Origin of the sequence: Streptomyces aurantiacus, assembly GCF_001418335.1 — a bacterium.
GTDB lineage: Bacteria > Actinomycetota > Actinomycetes > Streptomycetales > Streptomycetaceae > Streptomyces > Streptomyces aurantiacus.
In genome coordinates this window covers 1-16,518 of sequence record NZ_LIPP01000286.1, presented here as the reverse complement: position 1 = coordinate 16,518, position 16,518 = coordinate 1, and the positions used below count along the sequence as shown (strand labels likewise).

9 protein-coding genes are annotated in these 16,518 nt (G+C 70.5%); 6 read left to right on the top strand and 3 right to left on the bottom strand.

What is annotated here, in order from left to right; all coding sequences use genetic code 11:
- From AOK01_RS41870 to AOK01_RS31350, 6 genes are all read left to right on the top strand, one after another.
- On the top strand, nucleotides 1-2,235 hold a 2,235-nt coding region (locus tag AOK01_RS41870; protein ID WP_079103911.1), incomplete at its 5' end, for a MinD/ParA family ATP-binding protein.
- A 379-nt stretch (nucleotides 2,236-2,614) separates the two neighbouring features.
- Nucleotides 2,615-4,456 carry an ABC transporter substrate-binding protein gene (locus tag AOK01_RS31370; protein WP_055517612.1) on the top strand — a complete coding sequence of 614 codons (1,842 nt, stop codon included), beginning with the start codon at nucleotides 2,615-2,617 and terminating at the stop codon, nucleotides 4,454-4,456.
- A gap of 127 nt (nucleotides 4,457-4,583) precedes the next feature.
- On the top strand, nucleotides 4,584-5,669 hold the full coding sequence (locus AOK01_RS31365; RefSeq protein ID WP_055517611.1) for an ABC transporter permease: 1,086 nt from the start codon (nucleotides 4,584-4,586) through the stop codon (nucleotides 5,667-5,669).
- An 80-nt stretch (nucleotides 5,670-5,749) separates the two neighbouring features.
- Nucleotides 5,750-6,691 (top strand): ABC transporter permease, encoded by a 942-nt coding sequence (locus tag AOK01_RS31360; RefSeq protein ID WP_055517609.1) that lies wholly within the window; start codon nucleotides 5,750-5,752, stop codon nucleotides 6,689-6,691.
- Complete coding sequence (locus AOK01_RS31355; RefSeq protein ID WP_055517606.1) at nucleotides 6,688-7,701, top strand: ABC transporter ATP-binding protein; 1,014 nt, start codon at nucleotides 6,688-6,690, stop codon at nucleotides 7,699-7,701. Before AOK01_RS31360 ends, AOK01_RS31355 begins: the two co-directional genes overlap by 4 nt.
- Before the next feature lie 51 nt (nucleotides 7,702-7,752).
- Nucleotides 7,753-8,814, top strand: coding sequence for an ABC transporter ATP-binding protein (locus tag AOK01_RS31350; RefSeq protein WP_055517605.1), 1,062 nt, complete (start codon nucleotides 7,753-7,755; stop codon nucleotides 8,812-8,814).
- Between the two features lie 190 nt (nucleotides 8,815-9,004).
- Here the strand turns inward: AOK01_RS31350 and AOK01_RS31345 are convergent, their stop codons facing one another.
- The 3 genes from AOK01_RS31345 to AOK01_RS31335 all read right to left on the bottom strand — a co-directional run bounded on the left by AOK01_RS31345 (nucleotide 9,005) and on the right by AOK01_RS31335 (nucleotide 16,166).
- Nucleotides 9,005-10,465, bottom strand: a complete 1,461-nt coding sequence (locus AOK01_RS31345) for a glutamate synthase subunit beta (protein WP_055517603.1) — start codon at nucleotides 10,463-10,465, stop codon at nucleotides 9,005-9,007.
- Complete coding sequence (gene gltB, locus AOK01_RS31340; protein WP_055517601.1) at nucleotides 10,458-15,053, bottom strand: glutamate synthase large subunit; 4,596 nt, start codon at nucleotides 15,051-15,053, stop codon at nucleotides 10,458-10,460. The genes AOK01_RS31345 and gltB overlap by 8 nt, the downstream gene beginning before the upstream one ends.
- Nucleotides 15,054-15,434: 381 nt before the next feature.
- Nucleotides 15,435-16,166 carry a VIT1/CCC1 transporter family protein gene (locus tag AOK01_RS31335; protein ID WP_055517599.1) on the bottom strand — a complete coding sequence of 244 codons (732 nt, stop codon included), beginning with the start codon at nucleotides 16,164-16,166 and terminating at the stop codon, nucleotides 15,435-15,437.
- Between the last annotated feature and the right edge of the window lie 352 nt (nucleotides 16,167-16,518).

The following is a 16,518-nucleotide window of genomic DNA, read 5'->3' as shown; positions in this document are numbered from 1 at the left end:
CCCGGCGCTCCTTTCGCACCCGGCGCTCCTTTCGCACCCGCGCCCGCCGCGGCGGCTGCCACCGAGAGTTCGTCGGCCACCCCGGCGTCCTCGCCGACCACCGAGGCATCCACTCCGGCCTCCGCCCCCGGTAGCGGTCCGGCATCTCCTGGACAGCCGGGTGGTTACGGATTCCCGCAGTTCAGCGCTCCGGGTACGGCTCCGGGGCCGCAGGACGCCGTTCCCGGTACGGGTCCCACGGCGCAGGCTGCTCCCGGCTTCCCTCAGCAGCAACCGCCGCAGCCGCAGTCGCAGCCCGGCTTCCCGACCGCACCTCCGGCTCAGGCCCCTGTTCCGGGCCCCGCGCCGGTTCCGGGCCCGGCTCCTCAGAGCGGATACGGGTTCCCGCAGCCCGGGCCTGCCGCCGCTCAGCCCGCTCCGGCCCAGCCGACTCAGCCGCCTCCGGCCCAGCCCGCTCCGGCGGCTCCGGCAGCACCGACGGCTCCGACGGCTCCGACGGCTCCGAACGCGCCCGCGCAGGCTCCCGCTTATGGATTCCCGCAGCCCGGGACTCCAGCGCAGAGCGTGCCCAGCTCGCCTGACCAGCAGGCGGGTTACGGGTTCCCGCAGCCGGGGACCCCCGCCCCGAACACGCCCGCCGTTCCCAACGCCACCGCCCCTCAGCCCGGTTACGGATTCCCGCAGCCCGGCGTCTCCAACCCGCCCGTGCAGCCCGGCGGTTACGGCTTCCCGCCGCCGCCGGCCGCTCAGGCCCACCAGGCGCCCGTGCCCCAGGCACCCCAGCCACCCCAGGCCCCGGCTCCTCAGCAGCCCGCCGCTCAGCCGTTCCCCCAGCAGGGACAGCCCTACCCTCCGGCTCAGCCGCAGCCGCAGCCGCACGTACAACCCCAGGGCCAGCAGCCCGGGTCCCAGCCCCTGCCGGAACAGCAGGCCCCCGTCGACCCCCGTACCGGTACCGCCTGGCCGCAGCCCGTGCAGCACGACCAGCGGCAGCGCACCAACCCGGGGGCGCCGCTCGGCTACACCGCGGCCGTGGAGCTGTCGTCCGACCGGCTGCTCAACAACAAGAAGCAGAAGGCGAAGAGCGGCCGGCCCGCCGCCGCGTCCTCCCGGTTCAAGATCGGAGGCAAGAAGGAGGAGGTCGAACGGCAGCGCAAGCTCGACCTGATCCGCACTCCGGTGCTGTCGTGCTACCGGATCGCCGTCATCAGCCTCAAGGGCGGCGTGGGCAAGACGACCACGACCACCGCCCTCGGCGCCACGCTCGCCACCGAGCGGCAGGACAAGATCCTCGCCATCGACGCCAACCCGGACGCCGGTACGCTCGGCCGCCGGGTGCGCCGGGAGACCGGGGCCACCATCCGTGACCTCGTACAGGCGATCCCGTACATCAACTCATACATGGACATCCGGCGGTTCACGTCCCAGGCGCCCTCCGGGCTGGAGATCATCGCCAACGACGTCGACCCGGCCGTCTCGACGACCTTCAACGACGAGGACTATCGGCGCGCGATCGACGTGCTCGGCAAGCAGTACCCGATCATCCTCACGGACTCCGGTACGGGTCTGCTCTACAGCGCCATGCGCGGCGTACTCGACCTCGCCGACCAGCTCATCATCATCTCGACGCCGTCCGTCGACGGTGCCAGCAGTGCCAGTACGACGCTGGACTGGCTCTCGGCCCACGGGTACGCGGATCTGGTGTCGCGGTCCCTGACCGTCATTTCCGGGGTGCGCGAGACCGGCAAGATGATCAAGGTGGACGACATCGTCAGCCACTTCGAGACGCGCTGCCGGGGCGTGGTCGTCGTGCCGTTCGACGAGCATCTGTCGGCGGGTGCCGAGGTCAACCTCGACATGATGCGGCCGAAGGTGCGCGAGGCGTACTTCAACCTCTCGGCGCTGGTCGCGGAGGACATCGCGCGGCACCAGCAGTCGCAGGGCCTGTGGACGTCGGACGGCAACCCGCCGCCGGTCGCCGCCCCGCCGCTGCCCGGCCAGCCCGTCCCGGGTCAGCCCGTGCCAGGGCAGCAGTACCCGGGCCAGCCGGTGCCGGGCCCGGGCCAGCAGCATCCTGGGCAGTTCCCGCAGCAGGGCCCGCCCGCACAACCGGCACAACCGGCGCAGCCCCAGCAGCCCCAGCAGCCGCACCCCGGGCAGCCGTACCCGCCGCACGGAGCCCCGCCGCAGCAGCCCGGCGGTTACCCGCCGCCGCCTCCGCCGCCCCACCAGTAACCGACCGCACAGGTAACCCGTCCGGCCGAATCCCCGGCCCGCGTTCCGTCCCGAGCGGCCCGCCCCGTACATCCACGGCGCGGGCCCTCGGCATGTCCCGGTACGGGCCTCGCGCGCCCGGCGTTAAAACACCGCCGTACCAGCCCCTTTCACCGCCGCCGGCCCCCGACCAGGCTCTCTTCACCGGTATGGACCAATGGTCGTGAAGTCCGGGTCAACTCGTTGTTTCCGCAGGCCACATGGGGTTCACCGGCCGTTGACGCCTGCCGACCGGCGCTGATAGACACTCACATCAACCCGGCCGCGGTCATCGGTCGAGCAGTGCCACAGCCCATCCACACCCATCTCCGTACGAGTGATGACGTGAGGTCAGCGAGCCATGGACACACACGGTAGGTACGGCACGAGGGGCACTGTCCTGCGACTTCTCGCGGTCGCCGGCACCGCCGCCCTCACCCTCACGGTGGGTCTGGTGACCCCGCTCAATCCGGCGCCCCAGCGGGCCGAGGCGAAGGACGGCAAGCAGGTCCTCACGGTCGCGGTGGCGCAGAGCGTCGACTCGCTGAGCCCGTTCCTGGCGGCGCGGCTGGTCAGTACGAGCATCTTCCGGCTCATGTACGAGTACCTGACCAACTACGACCCGAAGGACGACCACGCGGTCCCGGGTCTGGCCACCAAGTGGGAGCCCTCCGCCGACAAGCTCACCTGGACCTACACGATCCGCGACAACTCCGAGTGGTCGGACGGCAGGCAGGCCACCGCCGAGGACGCGGCATGGACATTCAACACGATGATGACCGACCAGGGCGCGGCCACCGCGAACGGCAATTTCGTCGCGAACTTCGAGAAGGTCACCGCCCCGAGCCCCACCAAGCTGGTCATCGAGCTGAAGAAGCCGCAGGCCACGATGGCGGCGCTGGACGTGCCGATCGTGCCGAAGCACGTGTGGGAGAAGGTCGACGACTTCACGAAGTTCGGCAACGACAAGAGCTTTCCCGTCGTCGGCAACGGCCCGTTCATCCTCACGGACTACCAGGCCGACAGCTACGTACGGCTGAAGCCCAACAAGTCGTTCTGGCGCGGGGCTCCGAAGTTCGACGAGCTGGTCTTCAAGTACTACAAGGACGGTGACGCGGCGGTCGCGGCCCTGCAGAAGGGCGAGGTGTCGTTCGTGTCAGGACTGACGCCGGCGCAGGCCGCGGCGCTGAAGACCCAGGAGCACGTCACCGTCAACGACGCGCCCGGCCGCCGTTTCTACGCGCTCGCCACCAACCCGGGTGCCCTGGCGAAGAACGGCAAAAAATTCGGCGACGGTCACGAGTCGCTGCTGAACCAGAAGGTCCGCCGGGCCCTGTTCATGGCCGTGGACCGCGAAACCGTCGTCGACAAGGTCTTCCAGGGCTACGCAAAAGAGGGCGAGGGCTACATCCCGCCGCGCTTCTCCTCGTACTTCTGGAAACCGGCGGACGGCCAGAAGATCTCGTACGACCCGGCCGGGGCGGCCCGGCTCCTCGACGAGGCGGGTTACAAGAAGAACGGCGACGGCAAGCGCGTCGGCAAGGACGGCGAGCCGATCACCTACCGCGTCCTGTGCCACGCCACGGACCCGCCGGACAAGGCGGTCGGGAAGTACCTCCAGGAGTGGTGGGGCAAGCTCGGCATCGGTGTCTCGCTCGACTGCCGGGACAACGTGAGCGACCCCTGGCTCGCGGGCGAGTACGACCTCGCCTTCGACGGCTGGTCCGTCAACCCCGACCCCGACTTCGTCTTCTCCATCCACACCTGCGCGGCGCTCCCGGCGACGCCCAAGGACGTCGGCGCGACCGACAACTTCATCTGCGACAAGAAGTACGACGCGCTGTACGACCAGCAGCTCGCCGAGTACGACGCCGCCGAGCGGGCGGAAATCGTCAAGCGGATGGAGTCGCGGCTGTACGACACCGGGTACATGAACGTCATGGCGTACCCGAACGCGGTGGAGGCCTACCGCACGGACCAGATCGCGTCGATCACGAAGATGCCCGAGACCGCGGGCAACATCTACGGCCAGGACGGCTACTGGAGCTGGTGGTCGGCGACTCCGGCCGCCGCCGGCGGGTCCTCCGACGACTCGAACCAGACAGGCGTCGTCATCGGCATCGTCGCGGGCGTCGTGGTACTCGCCGGTCTCGGGGCGTTCTTCGCGATGCGCCGCCGCGCCACCGCGGAGGACCGCGAATAGCCCCCCCCCCGCCGAGGACCGCGAATGAGCCCCGGCGCACGGACAGGCAGCAGCCGAACAGCCCCAATAGCCCCAATAGCCCCAGTAGCCCCAGTAGCCGAGCGTGGCCGAGTAGTGAGAGCCGTTCATGACCGCTGAAGCGACACCCTCGCTGGTCGGGAAGACCGGCGATCCGGCGGGGGCCGGGCCGCCGGGGGCCCGCGGACCGCGGGGATCCTGGGGACCGCGGGGGCGCCGCACCGCGTACCCGCGGTACGTGGCCGGCAAGCTGGGCGGCGCGGCTGTGTCCCTGCTCGCCGTCCTGGTCACCAGCTTCTTCCTCTTCCGGCTGATCCCCGGCGACCCGGTGAAGTTCATGACGGGCGGGCGCCAGGTGTCGGCCGAGCAACTGGCCGCGTACCGCGAGGAGTTCGGGCTCGACCTGCCGCTGTGGGAGCAGTTCACGGACTACTGCGGCAAGGCGCTCACCGGTGATCTCGGCACGTCGTACCAGTTCCGGACGCCGGTCGTCGACAAGATCAGCGACGCTCTGCCGAACACGCTGCTGCTCACGGGCACGTCGTTCGTGCTCTACACGGCGATCGGCGTGTTCCTCGGCACCCGGGCCGCCTGGCGCAACGGCGGCCTCGGCGACCGCCTCAACACCGGTCTGGCGCTGACTCTCTACTCGATCCCGTCGTTCTGGCTGGGACTGCTGCTGATCATCGTCTTCTCGGTCGGGGCCGGGCCGATCCCCGGCCTCTTCCCCACGGGTGGCATGGAGTCGGGTGGCGAGGAGGGTTTCGCGTACGTCCTCGATGTCGCCCATCACCTCGTCCTGCCCGTCGTGACGCTGGTCGCGGTCGAGTACGGGCAGACGCTGCTGGTCACCCGCTCGGCGCTGCTCGACGAGATGGGCAGCGACTATCTGACGACCGCGCGGGCCAAGGGGCTGCGGGACGATCTCGTACGCCGCCGCCACGCGGTGCCGAACGCGTTGCTGCCGACGATGACGCTGGTCTTCATCAACCTCGGCCGGACCGTCGCGGGCGTGATCCTCGTCGAGACGGTCTTCTCCTGGCCCGGCCTCGGCGGGCTCTTCTACCAGGCGCTGAGCGTGCCCGATCTGCCGCTCGTACAGGGGCTGTTCTTCGTCTTCGCCGCCGCGGTGATCGTGATGAACACCCTGGCCGATCTGATCTATCCGCTGCTCGATCCCAGGGTGGGCCGATGACGACGACGGACCCGGACGAGCCGACTCCGCCGATCAATCCCCCAATCATTCCCCCGGTCTCTCCTCCAAACGCTCCTCCCATGGCTCCTCCGGTCGCTCCCGCGGTCGCTCCCGCGGCGGCCGAGGGCGGCGGCGGTCCCCGCGCACTCGCCCGGCAGCGCCGGCGCGCGTCCGCCGCGCGCTTCTGGGTGCGGTACCGCGCGCACCGCTCCGGTCTGCTCGGTCTTGCCGCGCTCGCGCTCCTCGCCCTGATCGCGCTCACCGCACCGCTGACCATCGGCTCCGACGTACAGAGCGTGACGGACGCGCCGGGGCGGCCCATGGAGAGCCCGAGCCTCGAATTCCCGCTGGGTACGGACCAGTTCGGGCGAAGTCTGCTCGGGCTCGTGGTGTGGGGGTCGCGGGTGTCGCTGCTCGTGGGCCTCCTCGCGGCCGTCCTCTCGGTCGCGATCGGCGCGCTCATCGGCATCACCGCAGGGCACTTCCGGGGCTGGTTCGCGACGGTGATGATGCGGATCACGGACTGGTTCCTGGTCATGCCGACGCTGGTCCTCGCGATCGTGCTCGCGACCGTGCTGTCCCGCTCGCTGGGCACGATCATCCTGGCGATCGGCGTCACGACCTGGCCGACGACGGCCCGGCTGGTGCGCGCGCAGACCCTCGCCGTGGAGTCCAGGCCGTACATCGAACGCGCGAAGGCGCTCGGCGGCGGCCACTGGCACGTCATGTCCCGTCATGTGCTGCCCAATGTCATGCCGCTGGTCCTGGCGCAGACGACCCTGATCATCTCCTCCGCGATCCTCTCCGAGGCCACGCTCGCCTTCCTCGGCCTCGGCGACCCGACGGTGGTCTCCTGGGGCGGTCTGCTCCAGGACGCGCGCGAGGCGGGCGCGGTGAGCGCCGGGAAGTGGTGGTACCTCGTACCGCCGGGCATCGCGATCGCCGTCGTGGCCCTTGCCTTCACCTTGTGCGGGCGTGCCGTCGAGGCCGTCCTCAACCCCAGGCTGGGGGTGACCCGTTGAGCACACCGACCGCACCGCACCTGCTGGACGTACGAAACCTCGAAGTGACGTACGCCGGCCAGGTGGCCGCCGTGCGCGGCGTGAACCTCACCGTGGACGCGGGCCAGAAGGTCGGCATCGCGGGCGAGTCCGGCTGTGGCAAGTCCACGCTGGCCCTCGCGCTGCTGCGGCTGCTGCCTGCCGGAGCCCGGGTGAGCGGGGAGGTCCTCCTCGACGGCGAGGACGTACTGGCCATGAAGTGGGGGCGGGTACGGGCGGTCCGCTGGGCCGGGGCCTCGATCGTCTTCCAGGGCGCGATGCACTCGCTCAACGCCGTGCACCGCGTCGGAGACCAGATCGCCGAGCCGATCCTGCTGCACCGGAAGGCCACCGCGGCGGGGGCGCGCAGCCGGTCCTGCGAACTCCTGGAGCAGGTGGGTCTCCCGGCGGCGCGGGCGTCCGCGTATCCGCACGAGCTGTCCGGCGGGCAGCGGCAGCGCGTGATGATCGCCATGGCCCTGGCCTGTGACCCCCGGCTGGTCGTCGCCGACGAACCGACCACCGCGCTCGATGTGATGATCCAGGCGCAGATCCTGCGGCTGATCCAGCAGCTCGTCTCCGAACAGGAGTTGGGCCTCGTCATGATCAGCCACGATCTGGCGGTCCTGTCCGAGACCTGTGACCGGCTCGCGGTGATGTACGCGGGCCGGGTGGTGGAGGAGGGGCCCGCCCGGCAGGTGTACGAGGACGCCCGGCACCCCTACGGGCAGGCGCTGTCGGCGGCCTTCCCGCGCATCGGGGACGCCGCGTCGCGGTTCGCGCCGCGCGGGCTGCCCGGGGATCCGCCCGATCCGGCCGCGCTGCCGTCCGGCTGTACGTTCCACCCGCGGTGCGCGGTGGCGCTGGACTCGTGCGCCGTACAGGACCAGGCGCTACGGACGGCCGCCCCGGACCGCCGGGCAGCGTGCGTGCACGCGGGTCCGGCCGACCGTCCTGTGCCCGGCGCGGAAGAAGCGAGGAGCACGCCATGACAGAGCACACCATGACGGCGAGGAGCGCCCCATGACAGTGAGGAGCGCCCCATGACGACGACCGAGCCGGTCCCGTCGGTGCCCCCGGCCCCCGCCGCTCCCCTGCTGAGCGCCGAGAACCTCCGGGTCGCCTTCCCCGCCCGGCGCGGCGACACCGCCCGGGCGCGGGCCGTGGACGGTGTGGACCTCGACATCAGGCCCGGCGAGATCGTCGCGCTGGTCGGCGAGTCGGGCTGCGGCAAGACCACCCTGGCGCGCTCGCTCCTCGGACTCGTCCCGCCGACGGCAGGCCGGGTCACCTTCGGTGGCCGGCCCCTCGACTACTCCTCGCGCGCCCTCAAGGCGTACCGCAAGCGTGTCCAGCTGGTCCTCCAGGACCCGAGCGGCTCGCTCAACCCCCGGCACACGGTGTACGACGCGGTGGCGGAGGGGCTACGCATCCACGCGTACGCCGGCGATGAGCGCGAGGCGGTGTCAACGGCCCTTTCGCGGGCGGGACTTCGGCCGCCGGAGCGGTTCTTCCTGCGCTATCCGCACGAGCTGTCGGGCGGCCAGCGCCAGCGTGTCGTCATCGCGGGCGCGCTCGTCCTGGAGCCCGAACTCATCGTCGCCGACGAGCCGGTGGCCTCCCTGGACGCGTCGGTACGCGGTGAAATCCTGGCCCTGCTGCTGCGGCTGCGCGCCGAACTCGGTCTGTCGGCCCTGGTGGTGACCCACGATCTGGGTCTCGCGTGGAACATCGCGGACCGGGTCGCGGTGATGTACCTGGGCCGGATCGTCGAGACGGGAGCGGTGGAGGACGTCCTGAGCGCGCCTCGACACCCCTACACCCAGGCCCTGTTGTCGGTCCTGCCCGACGCCCCCGGCGCCCCGGTCGTGCTGACCGGCGAGCCCCCGGACCCGTCCCGCATCCCCTCGGGCTGCCGCTTCCACGCCCGCTGCCAGATCCTGGCGAGCGGCGAGGCGGAACGCGCGGGCGTCGCGGACGCGTGCCGCGAGGAAGACCTGCCGATACTGAACGGCAGCGGCGCTTCCCAGGCAGCATGCCACTGGGCGGAAACCCGTGCCCCGCAAGGGCCGCGGGGAACTGGGCGGAAGCCCGGGCCCCGATAGGGGCGCGGGGAACTGCGCGACCAGCCCCCACCGAACCCGCAGACGAAAGCGAGGCCCCCAGACGGGAGCCCCAGTTCCAAGGAGGCTCCCAGACGCACTACGGCGCCTACCAAAAGTCCGGTCGGGGACAAAGGCAGGCGCCGCGTTCAGTTCCGTACGCCGTTGTACGGGACGTCTTTGAGGGGGAGCGTCAGACCATCAGGGAACGGTCCGTGGGGCGGACCGGCGCCGGCAGTTCGCTGACCCCGGTCAGGAAGCGGTCGACCCCGCGGGCGGCCGAGCGGCCCTCCGCGATGGCCCAGACGATGAGGGACTGGCCGCGCCCGGCGTCACCGGCGACGTACACGCCGGGCACGTTGGTCGCGTAGTCGCCGTCGCGCGCGATGTTGCCGCGCTCGTCGAGTTCGAGGGCGAACTGGGAGACCAGCCCGTTCTCCTTGTCGGTGCCGGTGAAGCCCATCGCGAGGGTGACCAGCTGGGCGGGGATCCTGCGCTCCGTGCCCGGCTTCTGGGTCAGCTTGCCCTCGATGAACTCGACCTCGACGAGGTGCAGCCACTGCACGTTGCCGTCCTCGTCGCCCTCGAAGTGGGTGGTGGAGACGGAGTAGACCCGCTCGCCACCCTCCTCGTGCGCGGAGGTCACCTTGTAGAGCATGGGGAACGTCGGCCAGGGCTGGTTCGGGTTACGGTCCTCGCCCGGCTGGGGCATGATCTCCAGCTGAGTGACGGAGGCCGCGCCCTGGCGGTGGGCGGTGCCCACGCAGTCCGCGCCGGTGTCGCCGCCGCCGATGACGACGACGTGCTTGCCCTCGGCGGTGATGGGGGGCGCCACGAAGTCGCCCTCCTGCACCTTGTTGGCGAGCGGCAGGTACTCCATCGCGAAGTGGATGCCGTTCAGCTCGCGCCCGGGGACCGGCAGGTCGCGGGAGACGGTCGCGCCGGCCGCGATGACCACGGCGTCGTACCGCTTGCGCAGGTCGGTGGCCTTGAGGTCGCGGCCGATCTCGACGCCCGTACGGAAGCGGGTGCCCTCCGCGCGCATCTGCTCGATACGGCGGTTGATGTGCCGCTTCTCCATCTTGAACTCGGGGATGCCGTAGCGCAGGAGGCCGCCGACGCGGTCGGCGCGCTCATACACGGCGACCGTGTGGCCCGCGCGGGTCAGCTGCTGTGCGGCGGCCAGGCCGGCCGGGCCCGAGCCGATGACCGCGACCGTCTTGCCGGACAGCCGCTCGGGGGCCTGGGCGGCGACGTCGCCGCTGTCCCACGCCTTGTCGATGATCGAGACCTCGACGTTCTTGATGGTCACGGCGGGCTGGTTGATGCCGAGGACGCACGCCGACTCGCAGGGCGCCGGGCACAGCCGCCCGGTGAACTCCGGGAAGTTGTTCGTGGCGTGCAGGCGCTCGGAGGCGGCGGACCAGTCCTCGCGGTACGCGAAGTCGTTCCACTCGGGGATGAGGTTCCCGAGCGGACAGCCGTTGTGACAGAAGGGGATGCCGCAGTCCATGCAGCGCGAGGCCTGCGTGGGGATGATGGGCAGGAGGGAGCCCGGGACGTAGACCTCGTTCCAGTCCTTGACGCGCTCCTGGACGGGGCGGGTCGCGGCGACCTCGCGTCCGTGGTTCAGAAAGCCCTTGGGATCAGCCATTGGTCGCCGCCTCCATCATCTTCTCGGTGATAGCGGACTCGTCGAGTCCGGCTCGCTCGGCGGCGTCCTTGGCGGCGAGCACTGCCTTGTACGTACTGGGGATGATCTTGCTGAAGCGCTCCACCGCGGTGTCCCACTCGGCCAGGAGCTTCTCGGCGACGGTGGAGGCCGTCTCCTCCTGGTGGCGGCGCACCACGTCGTGCAGCCACTGCTTGTCGGTGTCGTCGAGGGTCTCGACCGCACCGAGGTTGCCGGCGTTGACGTTGTCGAGGCTCAGGTCGATGACGTACGCGACGCCGCCCGACATACCGGCCGCGAAGTTGCGGCCCGTCTCGCCGAGGACGACGGCGTGACCGCCGGTCATGTACTCGCAGCCGTGGTCGCCCACGCCCTCGGCGACCACGGTCGCGCCGGAGTTGCGGACGCAGAAGCGCTCGCCGGTGCGGCCGCGCAGGAAGAGCTCGCCGCCCGTCGCCCCGTACGCGATGGTGTTGCCCGCGATCGTGGAGAACTCGGCGAGGTGGTCGGCGCCCCGGTCGGGACGGACGATCACCCGGCCGCCGGAGAGGCCCTTGCCGACGTAGTCGTTGGCGTCGCCCTCCAGGCGCAGCGTCACGCCGCGCGGCAGGAACGCGCCGAAGGACTGGCCGGCGGAACCGGTGAAGGTGATGTCGACGGTGTCGTCGGGCAGACCCGCGCCGCCGAACTTCTTCGTCACCTCGTGGCCGAGCATGGTGCCGACCGTGCGGTTGATGTTGCGGATGGCGACCTGGGCGCGGACCGGCTGGGCGTCGGTGGCGCCGGCCGCGTTGAGGGCGTCGGCGGCGAGCTTGATCAGCTCGTTGTCGAGTGCCTTCTCCAGGCCGTGGTCCTGGGCGACGGTGCGGTGCAGCGCCGCGCCCTCGGGCAGCTCGGGCACGTAGAAGAGCGGGGCCAGGTCCAGGCCCTGCGCCTTCCAGTGGTCTATGGCACGGGTGACGTCGAGTGCCTCGGCGTGCCCGACGGCCTCCTCGATGGTGCGGAAGCCCAGCTCGGCGAGGATCTCGCGGACCTCTTCGGCGATGAACCGGAAGAAGTTCACGATGTACTCGGCCTTGCCGGTGAACCGCTCGCGCAGGACCGGGTTCTGGGTGGCGATGCCGACCGGGCAGGTGTCGAGGTGGCAGACGCGCATCATGACGCAGCCGGAGACGACGAGCGGCGCGGTCGCGAAACCGAACTCCTCGGCGCCGAGCAGCGCGGCGATGACCACGTCACGGCCGGTCTTCAGCTGGCCGTCGGTCTGTACGACGATGCGGTCGCGCAGGCCGTTCAGGAGCAGCGTCTGCTGGGTCTCGGCGAGGCCGAGCTCCCAGGGGCCGCCGGCGTGCTTCAGGGACGTGAGCGGTGAAGCGCCCGTGCCGCCGTCGTGGCCGGAGATCAGGACGACGTCCGCGTGCGCCTTGGAGACGCCGGCTGCGACCGTGCCGACGCCGACCTCGGAGACCAGCTTCACGTGGATCCGCGCCTGCGGGTTCGCGTTCTTCAGGTCGTGGATCAGCTGGGCCAGGTCTTCGATGGAGTAGATGTCGTGGTGCGGCGGCGGGGAGATGAGGCCCACGCCGGGGGTGCTGTGCCGGGTCTTGGCGACCCAGGGGTAGACCTTGTGGCCGGGCAGCTGGCCGCCCTCGCCGGGCTTGGCGCCCTGGGCCATCTTGATCTGGATGTCGTCCGCGTTGACCAGGTACTCGGACGTGACGCCGAAGCGGCCGGAGGCGACCTGCTTGATCGACGAGCGGCGCGCCGGGTCGTAGAGGCGGTCCGGGTCCTCGCCGCCCTCACCGGTGTTGGACTTGGCGCCCAGCTGGTTCATGGCGACGGCGAGTGTCTCGTGGGCTTCCTTGGAGATGGAGCCGTACGACATGGCGCCGGTGGAGAAGCGCTTGACGATCTCGCCGGCCGGCTCGACCTCGTCGAGGGAGATCGGCTCGCGGCCCGAGTCGAAGCCGAAGAGGCCGCGCAGGGTCATGAGCCGCTCGGACTGCTCGTTCACGCGGCCCGTGTACTTCTTGAAGATGTCGTAGCGGTTGCTGCGCGTGGAGTGCTGGAGGCGGAAGACCGTCTCCGGGTCGAACAGGTGCGGCTCGCCCTCGCGGCGCCACTGGTACTCGCCGCCTATGTCGAGGGCGCGGTGCGCGGGTGCGATGCCGCTGGCCGGGTACGCCTTCGCGTGCCGGGCGGCGACCTCCTTGGCGACGACGTCGATGCCGACGCCGCCGATCTTGGTGGCGGTGCCCCTGAAGTACTTCTCGACGAAGGCGGTGTCGAGACCGACGGCCTCGAAGACCTGGGCGCCGCGGTAGGAGGCGACGGTCGAGATGCCCATCTTGGACATGACCTTCAGGACGCCCTTGCCGAGGGCGTATATCAGGTTGCGGATGGCCTGCTCGGACTCCATGCCCGGGAGGAACGTACCGGCTCTGACCAGGTCCTCGACGGACTCCATCGCCAGGTACGGGTTGACGGCCGCGGCGCCGAAGCCGATGAGGAGGGCCACGTGGTGGACCTCGCGGACGTCGCCGGCCTCGACGAGCAGGCCCACCTGGGTGCGCTGCTTGGTGCCGATGAGGTGGTGGTGGACGGCCGCGGTGAGCAGCAGCGAGGGGATCGGCGCGTGCTCGGCGTCGGAGTGCCGGTCCGAGAGGACGATCAGGCGTGCGCCGTTCTCGATGGCGGCGTCGGCCTCGGTGCAGATCTCGTCGATGCGCGCGGCGAGCGCGTCGCCGCCGCCGGAAACGCGGTAGAGGCCGGAGAGAGTCGCGGCCTTCATGCCCGGCATGTCGCCGTCGGCGTTGATGTGGATGAGCTTGGCCAGCTCGTCGTTGTCGATCACCGGGAAGGGCAGGGTGACGCTGCGACAGGACGCGGCGGTCGGCTCAAGCAGGTTGCCCCCGGGGCCCAGCGAGGAGCGCAGCGAGGTGACGAGCTCCTCGCGGATGGCGTCCAGCGGCGGGTTGGTGACCTGCGCGAACAGCTGGGTGAAGTAGTCGAAGAGCAGCCGCGGGCGCTCGGACAGGGCCGCGATCGGCGAGTCCGTGCCCATGGAGCCGAGGGGCTCGCCTGCGGTCTTGGCCATCGGGGCGAGGATGACGCGCAGTTCCTCCTCCGTGTAGCCGAAGGTCTGCTGGCGGCGGGTGACCGAGGCGTGCGTGTGCACGATGTGCTCGCGCTCGGGCAGGTCGGAGAGCTCGATCTCGCCGGCTTCCAGCCACTCCGCGTACGGGTTCTCGGCGGCGAGCCCTGCCTTGATCTCGTCGTCCTCGATGATCCGGTGCTCGGCGGTGTCCACGAGGAACATCCGGCCGGGCTGCAGGCGGCCCTTGCGGACGACCTTCGCGGGGTCGATGTCGAGGACGCCGACCTCGGAGCCGAGGACGACGAGGCCGTCGTCGGTGACCCAGTAGCGGCCGGGGCGCAGGCCGTTGCGGTCGAGGACCGCGCCGACCTGGGTGCCGTCGGTGAAGGTGACACAGGCCGGGCCGTCCCAGGGCTCCATCATCGAGGAGTGGAACTGGTAGAAGGCGCGGCGGTCCGGGTCCATGGCGACGTGGTTCTCCCACGCCTCCGGGATCATCATCAGCACGGAGTGCGGGAGGGACCGGCCGCCGAGGTGCAGCAGTTCGAGGACCTCGTCGAAGGAGGCGGAGTCGGACGCGTCGGGCGTACAGACCGGGAAGATCCGGTCGAGGTCCTTGTCGGCGCCGAAGAGGTTCGAGACGAGCTGGGACTCGCGGGCCGCCATCCAGTTGCGGTTGCCCTTGACCGTGTTGATCTCGCCGTTGTGCGCGACGAAGCGGTACGGGTGGGCGAGCGGCCAGCTCGGGAAGGTGTTCGTGGAGAAGCGGGAGTGCACGAGCGCGATCGCGGAGGCGAAGCGGCGGTCGGACAGGTCCGGGAAGAAGGGCTCCAGCTGGCCGGTGGTCAGCATGCCCTTGTAGACGATGGTGCGGGCGGAGAGCGACGGGAAGTACACGTCGGCCTCGCGCTCGGCGCGCTTGCGCAGCACGAACGCCTTGCGGTCGAGGTCGATGCCCTGGCTTGAACCGTCCCCCACGAAGACCTGCCGGAGGTGGGGCATGGTCGAGCGGGCGGTGGCGCCGAGGAGCCCGGGGGCGACCGGCACCTCACGCCAGCCGAGGACCGTGAGGCCCTCCTCGGCGGCGATCGTCTCGATCCGTGAGACGGCGTCGGCGGCGGTGTCCTCCGGGAGGAAGGCGATACCGACCGCGTACGAGCCCGCCTCGGGCAGCTCGAATTCGGCCACCTCACGGAAGAAGGCGTCGGGTACCTGGGACAGGATTCCCGCGCCGTCCCCGGAGTCGGGTTCCGAGCCGGTCGCGCCGCGGTGCTCCAGATTGCGGAGCACGGTCAGCGCCTGTTCGACCAGCGCATGGCTCGCCTCACCGGTGAGGGTCGCCACGAAGCCGACGCCACAGGCGTCGTGCTCGTTGCGCGGGTCGTACAGTCCCTGCGCGGCAGGGCGAGCATCCATGAAGGACCACTTCTGGCCATTCTTGGAGTGCTGGGACGGCTGGCGCGGCGTACGCATCGGCTCTCCCGTCGTCGTCGTGGCATATGCAAGTGCCGAGGGACGACGTTGGCCCTCTGCGGAAAGGTGCAAAATTTCGTGCAGGTTACATGATGGGGCGGTTCTCGTGAACCGGATACCGCGTTCCAGCATGCGGGACGCCGCGGCTCGCGGCAGGTGGCCGTTCGTGGCGGCAGGAAAAGGGGCCTTTTCGGACAGATCAATGACCGTCGACCCGGTTGCGGCAGGCAACGTCACCCGTCGCTTTTATGTGCTTCATGTGTCGTGCGGGCGTCATTGCCCGCAGCGCTTACGGCTCATGCCCCGTGGTCAAGGATTCGAAACCGCCGAGTAACGGCTGCTTATGCAGCTGGGCGCATAGGTGCTTGACCGGCGGTGATGTCAGCCTACGGCCGTACCGAACAAACCGCCCAGGGCGTACGTCACACCGGCGGCGGCTGCGCCCAGCGCGAGCTGCCGCAGCCCGCTGAACCACCAGGACCTGGCGGTCACCCTGGCCACGACCGCGCCGCAGCCGAAGAGCCCGACGAACGCGAGGAGCAGGGCGGGCCACAGGGTGGTCGCCCCGAGCAGGTACGGCAGGACGGGGAGCAGGGCGCCCAGGGCGAACGCGCCGAAGCTCGACACGGCGGCGACGGCCGGCGAGGGCAGGTCACCGGGGTCGATGCCCAGCTCCTCCCGTGCGTGTATCTCCAGCGCCTGCTCCGGGTCCCTGGACAGCTGCCGGGCGACTTCGCCGGCGAGGGCACGGTCGACGCCACGGGCCTCGTACAGCTCGGCGAGCTCGCGCTCCTCGTCCTGCGGGTGCTTCCTCAACTCCCGCCGCTCGACTTCGAGTTCGGCCTCGACGAGCTCGCGCTGCGAGGCGACGGAGGTGTACTCGCCTGCGGCCATCGAGAAGGCGCCGGCGGCCAGCCCCGCGAGCCCGGTGATGACGACGGTCCGGTGGGAGACGGCTCCGCCGGCCACACCGGTCATCAGCGCCAGGTTGGAGACGAGGCCGTCCATCGCGCCGAAGACGGCCGGACGCAGCCACCCGCCGTTCACGTCCCGGTGGGTGTGGTTGTCGCGGTGCGCCTCGTGCAGCGCGGCCTCGGTCTCGATGATGGCCATGCCGGGATCCCCCAGGTTGCTCGACTGAAAGTCTCAGACGTCTCAGACGTCTTGGATTTCTTGGACTACTTAGATTTCTTGGACTTCTTCTACTCTTGGACAACATCGAAGATACGCCGCGCATTCCGCCCCCGCCAGCAAGGAAAGCCATACCTACCTGCACCTTTACCCCTCTACGCTCATCCGTGGCGATCCGCGCACAGATGTCGACCGGGTGACGCTGAGGCGCACGAGGCTCTGGTGAACCGCTCCGTGGGGACACATGCGCAAAGGGGCTTCCGATCGCGCGGGACCCCGCGACGGAGAGGCAACCGCCATGGCTTCCATCGCCTGCGTTCCGCCGGTACCGGCG